This window comes from Paenibacillus sp. G2S3, assembly GCF_030123105.1.
GTDB lineage: Bacteria > Bacillota > Bacilli > Paenibacillales > Paenibacillaceae > Paenibacillus_AQ.
The window spans coordinates 1455015-1476103 of sequence record NZ_CP126095.1; the positions used below are offsets into that span (position 1 = coordinate 1455015).

A 21089-nucleotide genomic window follows, 5' to 3' on the forward strand; every position below is an offset into this window, starting at 1 on the left:
AATGTTGAATAAAAAGAATTGACACTCCACTTGGAGTGGTGTATAGTATTCAAGTACGCAAATCATAGGGATTGCAAGAAGAAGCACCTGCTTCTCACCTGACTGGCATATTCGCCGGCTGGTTTTGATCTCAATGCTTTATGAATGTTAATGTTCATGAACGTTGATCAAACACGGGGTGTCGGGTGTTACCGGCACCCCTTTTTTATGGAGTAGGGCAGTATAGTTGTTAAAAAGATCCGGAGGTGGAGAGTTATCAGTAAGGAACATATGATCAATGATGAAATTCGGGCCAAAGAGGTACGGTTGGTTGGTGCGGAAGGTGAACAAATCGGAATTAAACCGATCCGCGAAGCGTTGCAAATGGCGATCGATCTTAATCTAGATTTAGTCAATGTAGCACCACAGGCTAAGCCGCCGGTATGCCGCATCATGGATTACGGCAAGTTCCGTTATGAAACGCAGAAGAAAGAGAAGGAAGCCCGTAAGAACCAGAAGATCGTTGATATCAAGGAAGTCTGGTTCCGTGCTAACATTGAGGAACATGATTATCAAACCAAGTTCCGCAATGTAATCAAGTTCTTGGGTGAAGGCGATAAAGTAAAGTGCTCCGTACGTTTCCGCGGACGTGAGATCACACATGCGAATATCGGTCAGAAAATCCTCGAGCGTGTTAAGAACGAAGTGGCTGATATATCTGTTGTTGAGCGCCAGCCTAAGCTGGAAGGCCGCAGCATGATTATGATTTTGGCTCCTAAAGCCCAATAAATCTGGAGTCACTTGCTTACCTGCAATTTGGCGCCGCATAATATTCAAGGAGGAAACACCATGCCTAAGATGAAAACACACAGCAGCCTGAAAGGCCGCTTCAAAATTACCGGAACTGGTAAAGTAACACGTTACAAAGCTCACAAAAACCACTTGCTGTCCCACAAATCTAAACGCGCTAAGCGCGTTCTGAACGGTAATCCAGTAATGGCCCCTGGGGATGTAAGACGTTTGAAACAAGGATTGGCTAACTTGAAATAGTTTATCACACATTTTTGGGAGGTTTATTAATATGGCAAGAGTTAAGGGCGGATTTGTAGTTCGTCGTAGACATAAAAAAGTGTTGAAATTGGCAAAAGGTTATTTCGGTTCTAAACACCGCATTTTTAAAACAGCTAAAGAACAAGTAATGAAATCGATGGTTTACGCTTACCGCGACCGTCGTCAAACTAAACGTAACTTCCGCAGACTGTGGATCGTTCGTATTAATGCAGCAGCTCGTTTGAATGGTCTTTCTTACAGCAAGCTTGTATACGGCCTGAAATTGGCTGGTGTAGAAGTTAACCGTAAGATGCTGGCTGATCTGGCTGTAAATGATCTTAACGCATTCAACTCCTTGGCTGGTATTGCCAAAGAGAAAATCAACGCGTAAGTGTTGTAATATAATCGAAAAGCACCGCCTGCGGGTTGCCCATGCAGCGGTGCTTTTTTGTGTGGTATGAAGTGTATAGAATCGGGGGAATGTGTCCTCTACCGTTAGAAAACGAGAAAAAACTCTGCTTGATGCAGAGTTATTCCCAGTATTTCACAGTGTTGAGCTCGGCAGCGAGCTTTTTACTGATGGTTCTTCTCACTTTGCGCAGCTCAGAACGTTCATTAGCTGATTCGCTGATGAGCTTTTCTTCATCGGTCTCTGGGATTATGGCAGGAACCGGAGTAGGAGTACCATCCTCCTCGACTGCAACAAAGGTAAGGAATGAAGTGGCAGCGACCGCGCGCTCACCAGTATATAGATTTTCTGAGATGATCTTTACGAATACCTCTATGCTCGTGCGTCCGGTCCAAGAAACGAAGGATTCGAAGCATACAGAGTCTGTAGGTCGGATAGGTCTTAAGAAGTCGACAGAGTCTGTAGAGGCTGTAACGACATTAGCACGGCAATGGCGCATAGCTGAGATGGAGGCCACTTCATCAATGCCACTCATAAGCTTACCGCCAAACAATGTTTTGTGATTATTAACGTCATTAGGGAAAACGCGTCCGGTTTTGAAGACGCGGGATTCACGGCAATATTTAAAAGCCGGCATCGTTTTTGGATTTTTTTCATCGGTCATATCTGATAACTTCCTTTCAGTGCAAATACTAAGCAATCATAATAATAGAAAACACATAAGTGTGCAATAATATTTGTATTGTGTTGGAATACTATACAAAGAAAAATAAGGTTTTCTAACATCATTCAAACATGATAATAACACGTCATGTCATGGAAAGCGGTTACTTACGAAAAAATACAAATAATTATTGACCTGAGGTCATTTATGGACTGGATTTTAGATTTTATTGCAGTTATAATTTGATCTATGGAATGTCCAAGTAGAACACAGATGACATCCAATATTTTAAGGGGGATCACATTCAATGAAAAAAGTTTTCAAGCTATCTCTTGTAATGTTGCTGGCATTCACAGTAGTATTGGCCGGTTGCGGAAAAAACAACGCTAAGAATGCTGCAAATGGCGAGACTAATGCAGGAACAAATGCTGGAACAAATGCCGGAAAAGATTTCAAATTTGGTATGGTTACTGATATCGGTGGTGTTAACGATAAGTCATTTAACCAATCCGCATGGGAAGCACTACAAGCTCTTGAAAAAGAAACTGGCACTTCCGTTAAATATTTGCAAAGTAAATCCAATGCTGACTATGAGCCAAACCTTAACCAATTCGTTAAAGATGGCTACAACTTGACTTGGGGTATTGGTTTTGATCTTGGCGACGCAATTAAAAAGGTTGCTGGTGAGAACCCAAATGCAAACTTGGCAATTATCGATAGCGTAGTAGATGCTCCTAACGTAGCATCCGTTACTTTCTCTGAGAACGAAGGTTCCTTCTTGGTTGGTGTGGTTGCTGGTTTGACTACAAAAACTAACAAAGTAGCTTTTATTGGCGGTATGGAAAGCCCAGTAATCAAACGTTTTGAAGTTGGTTTCAAAGCGGGTGTAACAGCAGTTAACCCTGACGCTAAAGTTACAATTACTTATGCAGGTGCATACGACAAGCCAGATACTGGTAAATCTCTTGCAGCTACATTGTATAACGATGGTAATGACATCATCTTCCCTGCAGCTGGTGCAACAGGAAATGGCGTATTTAACGAAGCTAAATCCCGTAACAAAGCTGGCGGTGCTAAAGTATGGGTTATCGGTGTAGACAAAGACCAATCCATTGAATTTGGTACAGACGTAACTTTGACTTCCATGATCAAACGCGTTGACGAAGCTGTGAAGAAGGTTTCCAAAGAAGTAATCGATGGTACTTTCAAAGGTGGTACTACAACTGTTCTTGGTTTGAAAGACAACGGTGTAGGTATCTCTGATACATCTAAAGTAAACGTTTCTGAAGAGATCTTGGCTAAAGTTGAAGAATTCAAAAAACAAATCATTGATGGAACAGTTACAGTTCCTGCTGAGTAATATCTCCCTTTTATTTATCGGATTACAATAAGCAACAAGGAATAAGGCCGGTTATGCGCTGGCCTTATTCCTTGTTAAAGCGCTGGTTTTGATAAGATGGACACAGTTATACCGCCTTGAGAAGGGCGGTACACTCGTGTCTACATGGTAGTTATATATTCTGTGATGAGGGTGATTCCATGAGTGCTGCGGCTCCTGTCGTAGAGTTGAAGCAAATCACAAAACGATTTCCTGGTATTGTTGCTAACGATTCCATTAGCTTGACCTTAAAAAAGGGTGAGATTCTTGCATTGCTCGGTGAGAATGGTGCAGGTAAATCAACCTTAATGAATATCGTGTTTGGATTGTATCAACCGGACGAAGGTAGTATTGAAATCGACGGGAAACCGGTTATAATTGATAATCCCAATAAAGCGATTGAGCTTGGGATTGGTATGGTGCATCAGCATTTCAAGCTTGTGGAACCTTTTACGGTTACCGAGAATATTGTTCTTGGGATGGAGCCGAAGAAAGGTCTTAAAATTGACTATAAATCCGCTGCGGAACAGGTTCGGAAGCTATCGGAGCAATATGGCCTGCAAGTGAATCCAAATGCCGTCATTCATGACATTTCTGTGGGTATGCAGCAAAGGGTAGAAATTATGAAGACCCTGTATCGCGGAGCGGATATTCTCATATTTGATGAGCCGACTGCAGTACTTACGCCTCAAGAAATTACGGAATTGATGGCGATTATGAAGCGGCTTGTTGCAGAGGGAAAATCTATTATTCTAATTACGCATAAGCTTAAAGAAATTATGCAAATATCTGATCGTGTTACCATTATTAGACGCGGAAAAGTAATCGATACCGTAAATACGGCAGAGACTAATCCGAATGAACTAGCTGAGAAGATGGTTGGTCGTGGCGTTACCTTCAAGGTGGATAAGAAGGCTCCTGAGGTTGGCGAAACTGTACTCGAGCTGAAGGATGTGAACAGCAAGAGTAAAGACGGTGTCTCGGTGCTGGACGGCCTTAGCTTTGATGTGAAAGCCGGGGAAATTCTCGGAATAGCTGGTGTTGATGGCAATGGACAAAGTGAACTGATTCAGGCCATTACAGGTCTGCGCAAAATCGATTCTGGTTCTATTCAGGTATCCGGGAACGAGATAGCTAATTTATCCCCGCGCAAGATTACGGAGATGAATGTGTCTCATATTCCAGAGGACCGTCATAAGCATGGTTTGGTGCTTGATTTCTCGGTGAGTGAGAATATGGTGCTGGAAACTTATTATAAGAGTCCATATAACAAAAATGGCTTCATGCAAAATGATGTCATTGATAAGTATGCTGAGGGTCTTGTAGAGCAATTTGATGTGCGTACTCCTTCAATTCAGACTAAAGCACGTTCGCTATCCGGCGGAAATCAACAGAAAGCGATTATTGCTCGGGAAATAGATAAAGATCCGACATTACTTATTGCTGCACAACCAACACGTGGTCTAGATGTTGGTGCTATCGAGTTTGTTCAAAAGCAGCTTATTGCTCAGCGTGACCAAGGGAAAGCTGTACTGCTCATTTCTTTTGAATTGGACGAGATTATGAATGTATCTGACAGAATTGCTGTTATCTATGAAGGCAAAATTGTCGGTGAAGTGTTCCCGCAAGATACTAATGATCAGGAACTGGGCCTTATGATGGCAGGCAGCTTGAAGCGGGGAGGTAAGGCAGTTGAATAAGTTCAAAAAAATCTTCACAACTGATAGCTATATCATTCCTTTTGTCGCCATCGTGCTTGGCTTTCTTGTGGGCGCAATAGTTATGCTTCTGGGTGGTTATGATCCGATAACTGCTTACTCCGCACTGTTTACGCGCGTATTTGGTAACTTGTATAACTTTGGTGAAGCCGTGCGCGAAATGACGCCATTAATGCTTACTGGTCTAGCTGTAGCCTTTGCGTTCCGCTCAGGGATGTTTAATATCGGGGCAGACGGACAAGTGATGATTGGTATGACAGCTGCGACCGTGGTAGGTATTAAATTTGCTGCCTTGCCAGGATTCATATTAGTTCCGCTTGCTGTTATTATTGCAGGGGTCTGCGGAGGTCTATGGGCTGGTATCGCCGGCTATTTGAAGGCCAAGCGTGGGATTAATGAAGTTATTACCACGATCATGTTAAACTGGGTTGCTCTGTACTTGTCGAATTATATTGTACGAGCATTTCTGTTACTTCCGGGGCAGAATCGTTCCGAGGATATTCCAGCTTCACTTTCTATGACGTTCTTGAATTCGTTATTTGACAATGCGCGTCTGCACTGGGGAACAGCTATTGCCCTTGCCGCAGCAGTATTCTTCTATGTCTACTTATGGAAGACTAAACAAGGATATGAAATGCGTGCTGTTGGTTACAATCCTCATGCTGCCGAATATGCAGGGATGAATGTTGGCCGTAACGTTGTAAAAGCAATGTTCATAAGTGGAGTATTTGCAGGATTGGCCGGAGCAGGAGAGGTACTGGGTGTATTCCATTATCAATCAGTGTTCGCGGCATCGCCAGGATATGGATTTGATGGTATCGCAGTGGCTCTACTTGGTTTAACACATCCACTTGGTGTTGTGCTAGCTGCGATTCTATATGGTACGTTGACTTATGGTTCTGCGGGAATGAGTTTTGCTGCAGATGTCCCTCCGGAGCTTATTCGTATCGTTATAGGTTCAATCATATTCTTTATTGCGGCACAAGGGATTGTGCGTTGGGTGCTTAAGCCCTTTTACTTCAAGCGCAAGAAAGAGAAGGTGTTATAGATGGATCTGCAGACGTTAGGTCAACTGCTTAATACAACACTTGTTTTTTCCACAGCGCTCATTTTTGCCTCACTTGGCGGCATCTTCTCTGAACGCTCCGGTGTCGTAAATATTGGACTTGAAGGTTTGATGATGTTCGGTGCCTTTGCAGCAGCAGTTGGCGGCTATTATGCTCAAGATGCTGGGATGGGTGAATGGGCTCCTTGGATTGGAGTACTCTGTGCTATGGCCGTTGGGGTACTTGGTTCACTAATTCATGCAGTTGCATCTATTACCTTTAAATCAGATCAGACGATCAGTGGTACGGTTATTAACTTTTTAGCCGCAGGTAGTACGCTCTACATGGTAAAGCTGCTGTTTGATGGATCTGCTGAAACTCCGCTAATCGATGGATTTAACAAGGTTGCAATTCCTGGACTCTCCAAAATCCCGGTGATCGGTGAAGGGATATTTAATTCCTATCCGACCACTTATCTAGCCATCGTGCTGGTTATCGTTATTTATTTCGTTTTGTTTAAGACGCCATTTGGACTTCGTTTACGCGCAGTAGGTGAGCATCCTAGTGCCGCAGACACCTTAGGCGTCAAGGTTAATCGTATGAGATATATCGGTGTAATGCTGAGTGGATTGATGGCTGGTATCGGTGGAGCGACAATTACTCTAACCACAACGGGAACTTTTGGTCATAATACGATTTCTGGTCAAGGTTTTATCGCGATTGCAGCGATGATCTTTGGTAAATGGAATCCGCTCGGAGCATTTGGTGCTGCAGTATTTTTCGGATTCTCCCAAGCGATTCGTAACTATGTTCAATTGTTTGAGTGGTCAAAAGATATCCCGCAAGAGTTCATCTTTATGATTCCTTATGTATTGACAGTCATTGTGCTTGTAGCTGCTGTAGGACGTTCCGCTGCTCCTAAGGCATTAGGTCAGCCTTACGATCCTAGTAAGCGCTAGATCTTTTCAATTTTTTTGCATATATCATTACCAAGCCGCATCTCCGGACTTTTTCCGGAAATGCGGCTTTTTTTGTTAAGAGTGATAAGGATAAACATTGAGAGATAAGGGCAAGTGTACAGGCGAAGGTTCTTTTGAGCGAATAAACTGTTTTGAAAAGGATGGGAATCAGAAGACTTGTAAAACTTTTTGGAGGGGATATTATGACTAAGCCAGTCACGAAAAAGCAGGTTATGAGGCTCGTAGGTAAGCAGATTATCGCTGTGAAAAAGGATGGCACACAAGTTACAGGAAAGCTACTTCGTGTATCAGGTAATCGTCTTATATTGCAACGTGTAAGTGGTAAAAAAGTACAAACAAAAGCAATCATTCCATTAGTGTTGTTTGATTTGCTCGCCGTTGGCACTGCCCCTTATGCTTATGGTGGAGGTTATGGTGGTGGCTATGGCGGAGCTACACCTTATGGCGGCGGTTACGGATATGGAACTCCTTATGGAGGTTATGGGTACGGAGGCACACCATATCCACCTTTTGGATTCTTTTAAGTTCTGATAACTGCTGCTTTGGCTAGGAAAATCGTTTCTCAAGCTCGTAACAAAAACTTAGGGATTGATAACGGGCTACGCTGTAGCCCAATTTTTTATAAAAGGCTAGAGCTGCTGCATTCCCTAAATCGACGGAAACCTTAGAACGATGACATCCGCGAGATAGTGCAAATCTTTCTGCTCGATCCATGAGCATATTTCCCAAATGTTTACGCCGAGCTTCTGGTGCAATGGCCAACATATCGATGTAGAGTAAATCACCATGCAGTAAGAAATGGACAAAGCCGTTTGGATCACTTTCATAGTCGGGACAGGTGACAAGGGTGATTCCGTGTCCCAGACGACGGGGTAAATCTTTTTTGATTTTAGTAATTTCAGTTTGCGGCAGATGAGATAATGGTACAAGCTGTCGCTCAATTAAATCAAAAATAACAACGTCATCCTGCTTCGGTCGACGATAACGAATCATAGAGCGTCCCCTTTCCACGCATTGTCGTACATCATATGTTGGGAGAGGGGCAGGCGTTCCGAGAGTGTAGAAGTAGGAGTTGTGTCAATTTTAAAAATATGGGTATTGACTATCCGTGTTAGGAATCATATAATGTGTCTAAACATTTTAACGAACATACATGTATCGGCGATGATGAGGACGAAGTTTTAAGGGCTCTTTTGCTCAGAGAGTGTGAGGATTTGCTGCAACCTCCACCGAAATCCCTTATATACGAGCTCACCTCGGAGCTGTTTCCCTGAAAGGTCCACTGGCTAAAGTGGTGGAATTATTAGGGGGAATCGTTTAGTCCGCGTTACGGACCTCAGGTTACAGAGATTAGGGCCCTTGCCTACATCGATGGATTTTTGTATACCTGATAAGGCGTTGCATCGCGAGATGTAATGCAAACATGGGTGGTACCACGGAAGATCAACCTTTCGTCCCTCACGCGCTAATACTGTGCGTGGGAGGCGAAAGGTTTTTTTGTTTTATAAATAACTATTTGCTGATGTATAGAGGACGGTCCGTCATTTGCATAATGAATGTTAAATATCGGAGGAGGAATACTGATGAGCGCGCAAATACCGGAATTACGGTCTACAGAGCAGCTAAAAGAAAAATGGATGGAGCCGGAAGTTATTACCGGTTCGGAAATACTACTCCGCAGCCTTGTATTGGAGGGTGTAGACACAGTATTCGGATATCCGGGTGGAGCTGTATTGTACATTTATGATGCATTATACGGTTTTACGGATTTCAATCACGTGTTAACACGTCATGAGCAAGGCGCGATTCATGCAGCTGACGGTTACGCTAGAGCAAGTGGCAAACCAGGGGTATGTATCGCAACTTCGGGTCCCGGAGCAACAAACCTTGTAACAGGTATTGCTACAGCATATATGGATTCAACTCCATTGGTTGTAATCACAGGTAACGTATTCTCCAGCCTGATCGGTACAGATGCATTCCAGGAAGCTGACATTACCGGAATCACGATGCCAATCACTAAGCATAGCTACTTTGTAAGAGATGTTGAAGATCTCCCACGCGTAATTCATGAAGCTTTTCATGTGGCAAATACGGGTCGTAAAGGTCCAGTGTTGATCGATATTCCAAAAGACGTGTCGGCAGCAAAAACGTTGTTCACACCAGTGAGTACCGTAAATCTTCGTGGCTACAACCCTTGTACAGTTCCAAACAAACTGCAGCTTGATAAACTGGTTCGTGCAATTGCGGTTGCTGAACGTCCGATTATCATTGCAGGTGGTGGAGTTATCTACTCCGGAGCACATGAAGCTATGTTCGAATTCGTGAAACGGACAGAGATTCCAATCACTACAACCTTGCTGGGACTTGGAGCCTTCCCAAGTGCTGAAGAGCTTTGGATGGGAATGCCAGGTATGCATGGCACCTATACCGCAAACAATGCGATTCAGCAATGCGATTTGCTCATTAATATCGGTGCCCGCTTTGATGACCGTGTTACGGGTAGGCTGGACGGCTTCGCCCCAAAAGCCAAGATCGTGCATATCGATATCGACCCTGCAGAAATCGGGAAAAATGTATCGCCTGATATTCCAATTGTAGGAGATGTAAAAACTGTACTGGAAATGCTGATTCCTGAGGTTGGCCGTGCATCTAAGGCTGATGCTTGGAGAACGCATATCGCACAGTCGAAGCTTGATCAGCCACTTCGGTATAAAGATTCGGAGACGGAGCTTAAACCACAATGGGTTATTGAAATGATTAATGACACCACTAATGGTGAAGCGATTGTCACTACGGACGTTGGTCAGCATCAAATGTGGGCAGCACAATATTACAAGTTCAATCATCCGCGTTCATGGATTACTTCAGGTGGTCTTGGAACGATGGGCTTCGGATTCCCATCAGCTATCGGTGCGCAAATGGCACATCCTGAACGGTTGGTAGTATCGATTAATGGGGATGGCGGTATGCAAATGTGTTCCCAAGAGCTGGCGATTTGTGCGATTAACAATATACCTGTCAAAATCGTTGTTATTAACAATCAAGTGCTTGGAATGGTTCGCCAATGGCAGAATCTTATCTATGACAAACGGTATAGCTATACAGACCTTGCAGGTAGTCCGGATTTCGTTAAGCTGGCTGAGGCCTATGGAGTAAAAGGTCTACGGGCGACGAATAAGGAAGAAGCACGTGATGCATGGCAGAAAGCGCTGGAAACACCGGGTCCAGTATTGGTAGAATTCGTTGTTCCAAAAGACGAGAATGTCTACCCGATGGTAACTCAAGGTTCAACCATCGATCATATGCTGATGGGGGATGAATAACAGTGACAAGACATACGATTTCTGTACTCGTAAATGACCAGCCAGGTGTGCTTCAGCGGGTGTCAGGCTTGTTCGGTCGCCGCGGATTTAATATTGAGAGTATTACAGTCGGCCAGTCCGAAGAGGTTGGATTATCCCGGATGGTTATCGTTACTCTTGGCGATCAGCATACCCTTGAACAAATCGAGAAGCAGCTCTATAAGCTAATTGATGTTATCAAAGTCGTTGATCTTGGAGCTAAGCCAATGGTTGCACGCGAGCTGGCCCTGATTAAAGTGAATGCAGATCCAAGTGAGCGTCCGGAGATTTTGGGTGTAGTTGAGACTTTCCGTGCTTCAGTGGTTGATATTGGGAGCACAACTATATTGGTGCAGGTAGTTGGGGAGACACAGAAGATTGACGCGATGATCGAGCTTTTGAAACCTTATGGGATTAGAGAGTTATCTCGCACAGGTGTTACGGCTATGGTACGTGGCAACTCTTAAATAGTTTATTTTGCGACTTTAACGGATTACTGCTTGATTGCATTAATCTGATATGATATGAATGACATTCCCGCTAAAGAGCGGGAGCTTGAGGAGCAGCTTGTTTTAATCGACAAATCCAGTTCTCTTGAAGCACCCGCTCTTTATGATGGGTCTCAAATTAAAGGAGGATATTGACAATGGCAGTGACAACTTATTATGAACAGGATGCAGAACTTAGTGTATTAAAAGGAAAGACAATCGCGGTAATCGGGTACGGTAGCCAAGGACATGCCCAAGCACAAAACCTACGTGACAGTGGTCTTCAAGTTGTCATCGGTCTTCGTGAAGGTAAATCTTTTGAAACTGCGAAAAATGACGGTTTTGAAGTATTGCCAGTAGCTGAAGCAGTATCCCGTGCAGATGTTGTGCAAATCCTAATGCCAGATGAAACTCAAGCATCCGTATATAAAAATGAAGTGGAACCAAACCTCAAAAAAGGCGCGGCTTTGATGTTCTCCCACGGCTTTAACGTACACTTTGGACAAATCGTCGCTCCTAAAGATGCGGACGTGCTGCTCGTAGCACCAAAATCTCCAGGTCACATGGTTCGTCGTACTTATGTTGAAGGCTTCGGCGTTCCTGGCTTGATTGCTATCGAACAAGATGCAACAGGTAAAGCGAAAGAAATCGGTCTTGCTTATGCAAAAGGTATTGGTTGTACACGTGCAGGGGTTATCGAAACTTCTTTCCGCGAAGAAACCGAAACCGACTTGTTCGGCGAACAAGCTGTACTTTGCGGTGGTGTATCCGCACTGATCAAAGCTGGATTCGAAACATTGACAGAAGCAGGCTATGCTCCTGAAATGGCTTACTTCGAATGTCTGCACGAACTGAAACTGATCGTTGACATGGTATATGAAGGCGGATTGTCCAGCATGCGCGATTCCATCAGTAACACTGCGGAATACGGTGACTATGTAACTGGACCACGCATTGTAACTGAAGATACTAAAAAAGCAATGAAAGCTGTTCTGACAGATATTCAAGAAGGTAAATTCGCTCGCGACTTCATCCTTGAAAACCAATCCGGACGTGCTTTCCTTACAGCTACTCGTCGCAACGAAGCTGCTCACCCAGTAGAAGTTGTAGGTAGCCAATTGCGTGAAATGATGCACTGGATTAAGAAGTAATCATATATACTTATGATTAAATAGTGTGACCTTCAAATGCGGCCGTGACTATACGAGCCGCATTTGAGAGTTTTAGCACAATTTTTGGGAGGTGCTTTGCATGCGGAAAATTTATGTGTTCGATACGACGCTGCGAGACGGAGAGCAGTCGCCGGGTGTGAACCTTAACACGCGTGAGAAAGTAGAGATCGCCTACCAGCTGGAAAAGCTGGGGATTGACCGCATGGAAGCGGGCTTTCCTGCTGCTTCGCCGGGTGATCTGGCTTCGGTAAATGCGGTAGCAAGAGCAGTAAAGAACGTCACGGTAATTGGTCTTTCTCGTTCTAGAGAGACAGATATTGATGCAGTAAAAGAAGCATTGCAGGGGGCACAGGATCCTTGCATTCATATTTTTCTAGCTACATCTCCTATTCACCGCCAGCATAAACTGCGGATGGATAAAGCTCAGGTGCTGGAAACTGCACAATCTGCTATCCGATACGCCAAGAAATATTTCCCTAAACTTGAGTTTTCATTAGAAGACGCAGGGCGTACGGAGTATGATTTCATGGCTGAAATGGTCGGAATGGCAATCCGAGAAGGTGCAAATGTCGTTAATATTCCGGATACTGTAGGTTATCTGAATCCTTCAGAGTACGGAGCTATCTTTAAATATTTAAAAGAAAATGTGCCTGATATTGAACGCGTACAGCTTAGTGCTCATTGTCATAACGACCTTGGCATGGCTACGGCCAATACGCTGGCTGCGATTCAAAATGGTGCAGATCAGATCGAAGGAACGATCAACGGTATTGGTGAACGTGCCGGGAACACAGCGATTGAAGAAGTGGCATTAGCACTGGAGACACGTGCTGAATTTTTTGGCGCCAAAACTTCTCTAACGTTGTCCGAGATATCGCGCACAAGCCGCTTGGTCAGCAAGTTGACAGGTATGGTAGTGCCAGGGAATAAAGCGATTGTAGGAGCTAATGCATTTGCTCATGAATCGGGTATTCATCAGGATGGAATGCTGAAAGAGAAAACGACTTACGAGATTATGACACCGGAGACCATTGGACTTAAAGAGAGCAAACTGGTACTTGGTAAGCACTCTGGACGCCATGCGTTCCGCGATAAGTTAAGTGATCTAGGGTATGATTTATCCGAAGAAGAGCTTAATACAGCTTTTTCGAGATTTAAGGATTTGGCGGATAAGAAAAAAGAAGTGTCGGATGAAGATATTTTGGCATTGATTGAAGAGAAACTAATTGATACGCCAGAAGTATTCAGACTTCAGACGATTTACGTAACTTACGGCAATAAAGCTGTTCCAACCGCAAAGGTGATTATCGATGGTCCGGAAGCGGAGCCTATTGTAGCCGAGGCAGAAGGCAATGGTTCGGTAGATGCCATCTACAATGCTATTGATAAAGCTACGGGTGAGGAAGTTACCCTTGGAGATTATTCGATTAAATCTGTCTCCCGTGGTAAAGATGCACAAGGCGAAGTTCATGTAGTGCTGTCGCAAGGCGAAGTTGCTGCACAGGGCCGTGGACTTAGCACCGATATTCTAGAAGCGAGTGCCCGCGCTTATATCGATGCACTTAACAAGCTTCTGGAGAAGCGTAAAACTTACACCAAACGTGAACGTGCTAGTCTATAAAATGTACAATGTAATTTTTGTTTTTTTTAAGTAGTAATACTCTTACTATTAAGATCTAGATGAGAATGCATGAGATACGACAGGGATATGCGAGTTTACATCGCATATCCCTGTTTTTTTATTTGGAAGAAAAAGTATGAAAAAGTCTTTTACAGGACTCTGTTCAGATTATGTATAGATGCACTGTTTACAATAGATGTAAGCATGGGGATTTGTAGAAGGAGAAAAGGTCAAGGGGGGCAATGCAGAGCATAAGAGTACAAGATCCAAAGTATAGAACTTGGGGAAAGCACAATAAACGAATTGAAAAGGAGGCATTTTAATAATGTTATCAAAAAAGAAAATAAGCGCATGGCTCATAGTATTATTACTTGTGACGCAGTGGGCTTATAGCTTTGGCTTCGGGTTCAATACGCCAGCATATGCGAGTGGAAATGGCAATAATACTGTAATTAGTGAAGATCTCATTACTAATGTAACGCTAGCTGTATACACCGATGACAAATACACCAGTACGGTGACTGGAAGTGTATATGAGCTTGATTCCAATACGGAATTGAATTATACATGGGCACTTCCAGATGGGCATGGTTATAAGGCTGGCGCAACCTTTACGTTTGATCTTCCTACACAGTTTGAACTTTATAACGACCTGAATGGTAATCTCATTTTTGATGATGAGCCTATTGGAACTTATACAGTCGACAAAAATACAAACAAAGTTGTATTTACATTTAACGATTATATTGAATCTCACTTTCAAGTGGGGGGGACCTTTACAGTAAGATCGCTTTTAAGCTCCAAGAAAATTACAGGCTCCACGAATCAGATACTGACGTTTCCAATACAGGGTGGTACCCAGACGATTGAACTTAATCTCAAGCCAAAAATCAGTTCTTCGATAGAGAAAAAGGGTACGCCTAAGCCGCAGTATTATAATCCAACTAGCATCGCATGGACCGTTGATGTGAACAAGTCACTAGACAGTATTAACAATGCGGTGGTTACGGACAAGCTTCCTACGGGATTGTCACTAAATACGGTATCTATTGCTGTTTATGAGCTTAATGTGAATGTTGATGGGACTGCGAGTACTGGCAGTTTGGTGAATAGCAGCAAGTATGATGTGACAGCCTCATCTACTGGAGAGCTTAATCTGAAATTTAATGATAAGCCGATTAACAAGGCTTACCGGATTGAATTTTCTACGGATATTACTGGTACTGCTGTAGATGCAACATCATTCTATAATGAAGCTGTCTTAACTGGTGATGGCGGAATTTCTAAAAAAGCTAGTACTACAGTTACGGTAGGGCGCGGCAAGCCGTTGTCAAAAGAAAAAATAAAATACGATGAAGCGACTCAGACGATTTCCTGGGCTGTAAATTTCAATTACAATGAAAAAACAATTTCAGCTGCAAATGCTGTATTGAATGATTTATTTAACAATACACAAGATCTAATTCCTACCTCTGTTAAAGTCTATCCTGTTACTATCGACGGTAACGGAAATGGAATTAAGGGGGCAGTGGAACTTGCGTCTAGCGAATATACGGTAACTCCAACGACGGCAACGGGGTTAAATGGTTTTGAACTGAAATTCAATAATGATATCCATTCGGCGTATCGAATTGAGTATCAGACCAAGGCTAATGGCAGAGTATATGATGATACTACGATTACGAACAAAGTGACTTATAACGGAGATACTAAACAGGCTACAAATGATATTAAGCAGCACATTCTTCATAAAAACTATAGCAATGTTAATTATGCCAATAAAACAGTTGATTGGACCATTCAAATCAACGACGATAGTGTAACTATGGATGATCTGGTGGTAAAGGATACTTTCGGCAATGCTGGACTGAAGCTTATTAAAAGCACATTGAAGGTTAAGCCGACAAATGGTGGAGCTGCAACCGTTTATGACGTTACTTACAATATTAATGATCCAGTTACTGTAAATGATGGTTTTGTAATTACTTTTAAGGCTCCAATATCCGAACCATACACAATTACTTATACAACAAGCTTTAATTATGATTGGCTGGCTCCTAAGAAAGATAAATTCTCCAATACAGCTGCACTCACATGGAAAGAGAATGGTAAGCCGAAGAGCAAAGAAGTTACCACAACCTTCGATCCAAGAGCTGAAGTGAAGAATAATGGTAAAAAGAGTGGTTCTTACAACGCTGTAACGAAGGAAATTACCTGGAACGTTGGCGCTAATTATAATCAGAAAACGTTAAATAATGCTGAACTAATTGATACCATTCCGGCTGGCCTAGTTGTCAATAAGGCTTCTGTAAAAGTATACAAATGGGAGTATGGCGCAAACGGAAATCCATCTCCAGGAGCAGATGTGGATCTCAAAGATTATGAAGTGACGCTTACTGCTACTGAACTTAAGGTAACATTTAGCAAAGCTATTAATTACGCGTTCTATGTTACTTTCAAAACTACGTTTGCTGACCAAGCGATTGATTCAAACAATATTACCAATACAGCTATTCTCTATGACGGGAATACAAAAGAGTCCGCAGAGCTGAAAGCTTCTGTTAATGTCCCTCAAGGTGGGGAATATGTTAATAAAACTGGTTCCCAGAATGGTAATAAGATTAATTGGACAATTAATATCAACCGTAACCAATCTTTTGTAAAAGAGGCTGTAATTACGGATATTCCGAGTGACAATCAAATCCTCTTGTCCAATACATTCCATGTCTATAAAACGATAGTTTCAAGTGATGGGACTGTAAAAGAAACTACTCAAGAACTGATTAGAGATACGGACTATAAGCTGGAGATTACTACAGATATCGACGGAAAGGAAAGCTTTAAGCTTAGTTTCCTAAAAGATATCTCAGAGGCGTACATTTTGAAATATGACTCTTTGATCACAGCAAATCACAATGATAAAGTTACTAATAAGGTTAAATTCGATGGTAAAAACATCAAGGTCGTTCCACATGAATCTAGCAATGAAATTACAGTTAGGCTCTCCAGCGGTTCCGGCACAGGGAGTGGTGTAAGAGGTCCATTAACGATCACGAAGGTAGATGATGCTGATAATAAAAAGCTGCTAAGTGGAGCTGTATTTGATCTCTATCGTGTCATTGATAAGGACAAGGTCTGGATTAAGGAAGGGACTACGGATGCAGATGGGGTACTTGAATTTACCAAGCTACCAGGTGGCAAATATGTATTGATTGAAAAAACAGCACCAGCTGGGTATGTTCTTAATCCAACACCACATGAAGTGGATATTAATACAACGGCAGGATTTAAGGTAACGATTACCAATAAACTCCCAACGCCGACAGCAACACCGACGCCGACAGCAACGCCGACGCCGACAGCAACGCCGACACCGACGTCGACAGCAACACCGACACCGACGTCGACAGCAACACCGACGCCGACAGCAACACCGACGCCGACAGCAACGCCGACAGCAACACCGACGCCGACAGCAACGCCAACGCCGACAGCAACGCCGACACCGACGTCGACAGCAACACCGACGACAACACCAACGTCGACGACAACACCGACAACAACACCAACGTCGACGACAACGCCGACACCAACACCGACGGAAACACCTGTGTCGACAGTAACACCTACGTCGACGCCAGACAATCCAATTTTCCCTGTGTCGACGCCGACGTCAATACCGGGAGTAATCGTTACTGCTACTCCATCTCCAACACCAGTGGTGGCAACGCCAACTGTGACACCAACAGTAACAGCAACACCGGTTATCACGGCGGTGCCAACTAGCACGCCTGTTGTTCCGAAGGTGACGCCACCTGTAGAGAAACTGACTACAGATGAGGAAGTTCCTCTTGAAGGTGAAATCCCACTTGGAGGCGTGCCGAGTGTCGGTGATAAGCCAGATCATGGTAAGGTAACAATTACTAAAGATGGCAAGTGGATTTATACACCAGATCCAGGCTTCATTGGCAAAGACAAGTTCACGATCATTGTGACAGATGAGAATGGAAATGAAGAAGAGATTGAGATCGAGATTGATGTCGAGGAAGTACCGACAGGTACTGTGAAAGAACCAGGGGATAACAGCAATAAACCAACAGAGCTTCCGAAAACGGGAGAAGACAGTGCACTTCCTATTTACTTAGTAGGTGGAGGTCTAGTTCTTGTGGGATTTGTGTTAGCTCGAAGATTTAAACGAAGTAATTAATATATCGTAATGACAAGGGGGCTGTCCCGACACTCAACTCCCATAGGATAAAAGTCAACGGAGCAAGGCTCCTCCTGTTATTGGAGGAGCCTTGCTCTTTATTTTTGGTCTATGGCTACTCGTTTCATAACCTTCTTCACTTACTACCTAACTCCCAACGAAGTGAACCTTGACGAAAATGGGATTTTCGCTCATTATTCGTAATGTAGCGCCAGCGACACTATTTAGCATATATCTTTTTTACTAATTAGTAAGCGCTATCATAAAATGCGCTGGGAGATGATACCATGGAATTTATGTATTTAGGAACTGGAGCAAGCGAGGGTTATCCAGCTTTATTTTGTCAATGTGAACGTTGCTATATGGCGATGGAGCTTGGCGGCAAGAATATTCGCGCTCGTACAGGAGCGCTTATTAACTCTGATTTGCTGCTGGATTTCTCACCTGACATGTATATGAATAAGCTTCGTTATAAATTGGATTTGGGGAAAGTTAATCATTTGATTGTTACGCATTCGCATACTGATCATTTTGCAGCAGCAGAGCTGATGATGAGGCATGAGCATTGGTATTGTCAGCTGCAGGAGAGTGGAAAAAAACTGCATATTTACGGAAATGAAACGGTAGAAGAAACGATGAAATCAGCTCTTCGGTATGATTATGGAACCGATACGATTGAAGATCCTTTTTACGAGTTTCATATCATACAGCCTTTCATGCCCTTCACTCTAGGAGAAGTGACAGTAACCGCATTGCCAGCCCATCACAAGCCGGATGAACATAGCTTTATCTATCTACTTGAGCAGAATAACACAAGATTCTTATACGGTAATGATAGTGGTGTATTCAGTGATGAAACCTTCAATTATCTACGTGATAAGCACCTGGACGTTGTTAGTCTGGATTGTAATTATGGGCTAGAGGATAGATATGATTATCATATGGGGATCTCCGGTTGTCGGATTGTAAGAGAGCGTTTGCTTGACCAAAATAGTTGTGATACTAGTACATCATTTATTCTGACTCATTTCTCTCACTACAGCGCAGAGTTGCATGATACTTTAGTTAAGAATACAGCAGAGGAGAATTTCATCATTTCCTATGATGGGATGAAAGTCTTCTTAGCATGACATGATGATGGTCTATCTATAATTAAAAGAATAGTCATTACCCGTAAAATCCTCCCTTGAGGAAAGGACTACTTTACGGGTCTTTTTTATAGCTTTAAGCGAAAATATAGGAGCCATCTAACTGATTACAGGCTCAAAATGAGTAGATACGGAGGTAGAGAATGAAGCTGCTGGCTACGGGAAAAGTAAAATGGTTTGTCTATCAAAAAGTTGTCATCGTATTTATCGTCTTTTTGATTCCGCTCATTTCGATGAATATTTGGGTGAATTATAAGGGGATGTCATTCACCAAAAATGCGATTTTGGACTCATCCCTGGCTGGGGCGTCATTCTATTCTAAGCAACTGGATAAAGAGATATATTTCATCCGCAATCAACAGTTACAATTTCAAGAAGATAAAAACATACAGAAGCTTAGTTTCCGAGGCGAAAGTTTAGAAAAGTATGAAGAGGTAGAATTAATCGGTAATGCTGAAGATCTATTGAATCGGATCATTGCCTCAAGCGAATATGTGGTTAACGCCGGGGTATATGTTAAGTCTCTGGGCAAAACGATCTCTGGTAAGACAGGGGTCACGTCCATTCCTAACGTGGAGTACGAGAAAATTTCCTCGTTACTTAACGTTAAGCAGAAGCCTTCATTCTATCGGAGCGGTGATGCAATTTTCCTTATAGAAACAGGAGATAATGCGGAGCTTTGGTCGTATATTGAAATCTCAAAAGGTAAGCTATTGGAGGCACTAAATCAAATCGCAACCTTATATCAAGAATCGGAGGTATTTCTGGGAAGTAATGAGCTGGGCAATATTCTATCTACTACAAACGATCAATTAGTATCTACTGAGGTCCTTAGGCTCATCACCAAACAGGATCAGTTTAATTCCGATATCCCAGAAATAAACAAGGTGAACGGTAAAAGTTACTTTATTGCCCATAATTTTATCAGTTCTTTGAATCTATCCTTGATTATGTACGTGAATCAGAATGAAATCACAAGGCCCTTAAGCCAATTTAATACACTACTATATGCCTCTTTCTTCATCGCTATTGTGGTAATGATACTTTATTCTTATTCGGTAAATCTAATGATTCATAGGCCCTTATCCAAATTGGTTAAGACATTTCGTATGGTAGAAACGGATAATCTTGATTTAGTCATCGAGTCAAAGACCAAAGATGAGTTTTACTATATATTTAATAGTTTTAATCGCATGGCTTCTAGACTTAAGCGTTCTATTGAGGAGAATTATGAACAGAAGATTGCCCTGCAGCATTCGCAGTTGAAGCAATTGCAGTCACAGATTAACCCGCATTTTCTCTATAACAGCTTCTTTAATATTTACATGATGTGTAAAGTAGGAGATTCCGATAGTGCGGCTGAGCTCTCACAAAAGCTAGGGAGCTACTACCAATACATCACGAGAAGTGGATCGGACGAGGTGGCTTTCTTTAAGGAGTATCAGCATGCGCTTGATTATTGTGAAATTCAGTGTATTCGCTTCTCGAATCGTATTTCTTTCGAATATGAAGAAATACCCGTTTTGGCGAACGCGATTTTAGTACCGAGGCTGATTATTCAGCCGATTGTTGAGAATGTGTTCGAGCATGCTTTCGAAGACGACTCCCGACAAGGGGTTGTCTATATTGGTGCCGAATCCGAAGAGGGAATAGTAATTATCACGATTGAAGATAACGGCAATCTTTTAAAAGATGAGGAAATAGAGCACTTGCAGAAGAAACTTGCGATGAGTCTGAAACAAGATGAGAAGACGGGATTAATCAACGTTAATAATAGACTCCAATTGAAGTACGGACCAGATAGTGGCTTGTTTGTCTCTCGCAGCAAATACGGAGGATTGAGGGTAGAACTGATAGTTAAATACGAGAGTAAGGAAGTGTGATT

Annotated in this window: 17 protein-coding genes; 15 read left to right on the forward strand and 2 right to left on the reverse strand. The window is 42.8% G+C overall.

The features are described 5' to 3' along the window. Positions 1 to 270: 270 nt before the first annotated feature. Genes infC through rplT form a run of 3 tightly spaced genes read left to right on the forward strand, consistent with a single transcriptional unit; the run spans position 271 to position 1420 of the window. Positions 271 to 768: a translation initiation factor IF-3 gene (infC, locus tag QNH28_RS06505; protein WP_042125071.1), complete on the forward strand. Its 498-nt coding sequence runs from the start codon at positions 271 to 273 to the stop codon at positions 766 to 768. Positions 769 to 828: 60 nt separating this feature from the next. Next, positions 829 to 1029 (forward strand): 50S ribosomal protein L35, encoded by a 201-nt coding sequence (rpmI, locus tag QNH28_RS06510; RefSeq protein WP_036679507.1) that lies wholly within the window; start codon positions 829 to 831, stop codon positions 1027 to 1029. Between the two features lie 31 nt (positions 1030 to 1060). Beyond that, positions 1061 to 1420, forward strand: coding sequence for a 50S ribosomal protein L20 (rplT, locus tag QNH28_RS06515; protein WP_042125073.1), 360 nt, complete (start codon positions 1061 to 1063; stop codon positions 1418 to 1420). Between the two features lie 139 nt (positions 1421 to 1559). Here rplT and QNH28_RS06520 read toward each other — a convergent pair whose 3' ends face one another. Continuing rightward, a complete protein-coding gene (locus QNH28_RS06520) occupies positions 1560 to 2102 on the reverse strand; it encodes an acyl-CoA thioesterase (RefSeq protein WP_283910666.1) in 543 nt (180 codons plus the stop codon). 307 nt (positions 2103 to 2409) lie between these two features. Here QNH28_RS06520 and QNH28_RS06525 point away from each other — a divergent pair, with 307 nt between their 5' ends. The 5 genes from QNH28_RS06525 to QNH28_RS06545 all read left to right on the forward strand — a co-directional run bounded on the left by QNH28_RS06525 (position 2410) and on the right by QNH28_RS06545 (position 7748). Continuing rightward, on the forward strand, positions 2410 to 3462 hold the full coding sequence (locus tag QNH28_RS06525; protein WP_283910667.1) for a BMP family lipoprotein: 1053 nt from the start codon (positions 2410 to 2412) through the stop codon (positions 3460 to 3462). Between the two features lie 179 nt (positions 3463 to 3641). After that, the gene (locus QNH28_RS06530; RefSeq protein WP_283910668.1) at positions 3642 to 5180 is read left to right on the forward strand and encodes an ABC transporter ATP-binding protein; all 1539 of its coding nucleotides are present in this window, start codon (positions 3642 to 3644) and stop codon (positions 5178 to 5180) included. Beyond that, complete coding sequence (locus QNH28_RS06535; RefSeq protein WP_283910669.1) at positions 5173 to 6246, forward strand: ABC transporter permease; 1074 nt, start codon at positions 5173 to 5175, stop codon at positions 6244 to 6246. The genes QNH28_RS06530 and QNH28_RS06535 overlap by 8 nt, the downstream gene beginning before the upstream one ends. Next, positions 6247 to 7203 (forward strand): ABC transporter permease, encoded by a 957-nt coding sequence (locus QNH28_RS06540; RefSeq protein WP_283910670.1) that lies wholly within the window; start codon positions 6247 to 6249, stop codon positions 7201 to 7203. Positions 7204 to 7406: 203 nt separating this feature from the next. Beyond that, positions 7407 to 7748 (forward strand): hypothetical protein, encoded by a 342-nt coding sequence (locus QNH28_RS06545; protein WP_283910671.1) that lies wholly within the window; start codon positions 7407 to 7409, stop codon positions 7746 to 7748. Between the two features lie 22 nt (positions 7749 to 7770). Here the strand turns inward: QNH28_RS06545 and QNH28_RS06550 are convergent, their stop codons facing one another. After that, positions 7771 to 8217: a GNAT family N-acetyltransferase gene (locus tag QNH28_RS06550; protein ID WP_283910672.1), complete on the reverse strand. Its 447-nt coding sequence runs from the start codon at positions 8215 to 8217 to the stop codon at positions 7771 to 7773. Positions 8218 to 8807: 590 nt separating this feature from the next. Here QNH28_RS06550 and ilvB point away from each other — a divergent pair. From ilvB to QNH28_RS06585, 7 genes are all read left to right on the forward strand, one after another. Next, positions 8808 to 10550: a biosynthetic-type acetolactate synthase large subunit gene (gene ilvB / locus QNH28_RS06555; protein ID WP_283910673.1), complete on the forward strand. Its 1743-nt coding sequence runs from the start codon at positions 8808 to 8810 to the stop codon at positions 10548 to 10550. Further along, complete coding sequence (ilvN, locus tag QNH28_RS06560) at positions 10547 to 11035, forward strand: acetolactate synthase small subunit (protein ID WP_170880323.1); 489 nt, start codon at positions 10547 to 10549, stop codon at positions 11033 to 11035. The genes ilvB and ilvN overlap by 4 nt, the downstream gene beginning before the upstream one ends. Positions 11036 to 11214: 179 nt before the next feature. Then, on the forward strand, positions 11215 to 12207 hold the full coding sequence (ilvC, locus tag QNH28_RS06565) for a ketol-acid reductoisomerase (protein WP_036679485.1): 993 nt from the start codon (positions 11215 to 11217) through the stop codon (positions 12205 to 12207). Between the two features lie 100 nt (positions 12208 to 12307). After that, entirely contained in the window at positions 12308 to 13849 is a 1542-nt protein-coding gene (locus QNH28_RS06570) for a 2-isopropylmalate synthase (RefSeq protein WP_283910674.1), read from the forward strand. 325 nt (positions 13850 to 14174) lie between these two features. Further along, complete coding sequence (locus QNH28_RS06575) at positions 14175 to 18056, forward strand: collagen binding domain-containing protein (RefSeq protein WP_283910675.1); 3882 nt, start codon at positions 14175 to 14177, stop codon at positions 18054 to 18056. 287 nt (positions 18057 to 18343) lie between these two features. Then, entirely contained in the window at positions 18344 to 19186 is an 843-nt protein-coding gene (locus tag QNH28_RS06580; RefSeq protein WP_283910676.1) for an MBL fold metallo-hydrolase, read from the forward strand. Positions 19187 to 19347: 161 nt separating this feature from the next. Then, positions 19348 to 21087, forward strand: coding sequence for a sensor histidine kinase (locus tag QNH28_RS06585; RefSeq protein WP_283910677.1), 1740 nt, complete (start codon positions 19348 to 19350; stop codon positions 21085 to 21087). The last annotated feature ends 2 nt before the right edge of the window (positions 21088 to 21089 follow it).

Coding starts and splice junctions, on each gene's coding strand:
- QNH28_RS06570 (WP_283910674.1), top strand. CDS start 12,308: ATGCGGAAAATTTATGTGTTCGATACGACGCTGCGAGACGGAGAGCAG.
- QNH28_RS06525 (WP_283910667.1), top strand. CDS start 2,410: ATGAAAAAAGTTTTCAAGCTATCTCTTGTAATGTTGCTGGCATTCACA.
- QNH28_RS06550 (WP_283910672.1), bottom strand. CDS start 8,217: ATGATTCGTTATCGTCGACCGAAGCAGGATGACGTTGTTATTTTTGAT.
- QNH28_RS06545 (WP_283910671.1), top strand. CDS start 7,407: ATGACTAAGCCAGTCACGAAAAAGCAGGTTATGAGGCTCGTAGGTAAG.
- infC (WP_042125071.1), top strand. CDS start 271: ATGATCAATGATGAAATTCGGGCCAAAGAGGTACGGTTGGTTGGTGCG.
- QNH28_RS06575 (WP_283910675.1), top strand. CDS start 14,175: ATGTTATCAAAAAAGAAAATAAGCGCATGGCTCATAGTATTATTACTT.
- rpmI (WP_036679507.1), top strand. CDS start 829: ATGCCTAAGATGAAAACACACAGCAGCCTGAAAGGCCGCTTCAAAATT.
- QNH28_RS06530 (WP_283910668.1), top strand. CDS start 3,642: ATGAGTGCTGCGGCTCCTGTCGTAGAGTTGAAGCAAATCACAAAACGA.
- QNH28_RS06585 (WP_283910677.1), top strand. CDS start 19,348: ATGAAGCTGCTGGCTACGGGAAAAGTAAAATGGTTTGTCTATCAAAAA.
- QNH28_RS06520 (WP_283910666.1), bottom strand. CDS start 2,102: ATGACCGATGAAAAAAATCCAAAAACGATGCCGGCTTTTAAATATTGC.
- QNH28_RS06580 (WP_283910676.1), top strand. CDS start 18,344: ATGGAATTTATGTATTTAGGAACTGGAGCAAGCGAGGGTTATCCAGCT.
- ilvC (WP_036679485.1), top strand. CDS start 11,215: ATGGCAGTGACAACTTATTATGAACAGGATGCAGAACTTAGTGTATTA.
- rplT (WP_042125073.1), top strand. CDS start 1,061: ATGGCAAGAGTTAAGGGCGGATTTGTAGTTCGTCGTAGACATAAAAAA.
- ilvB (WP_283910673.1), top strand. CDS start 8,808: ATGAGCGCGCAAATACCGGAATTACGGTCTACAGAGCAGCTAAAAGAA.
- QNH28_RS06540 (WP_283910670.1), top strand. CDS start 6,247: ATGGATCTGCAGACGTTAGGTCAACTGCTTAATACAACACTTGTTTTT.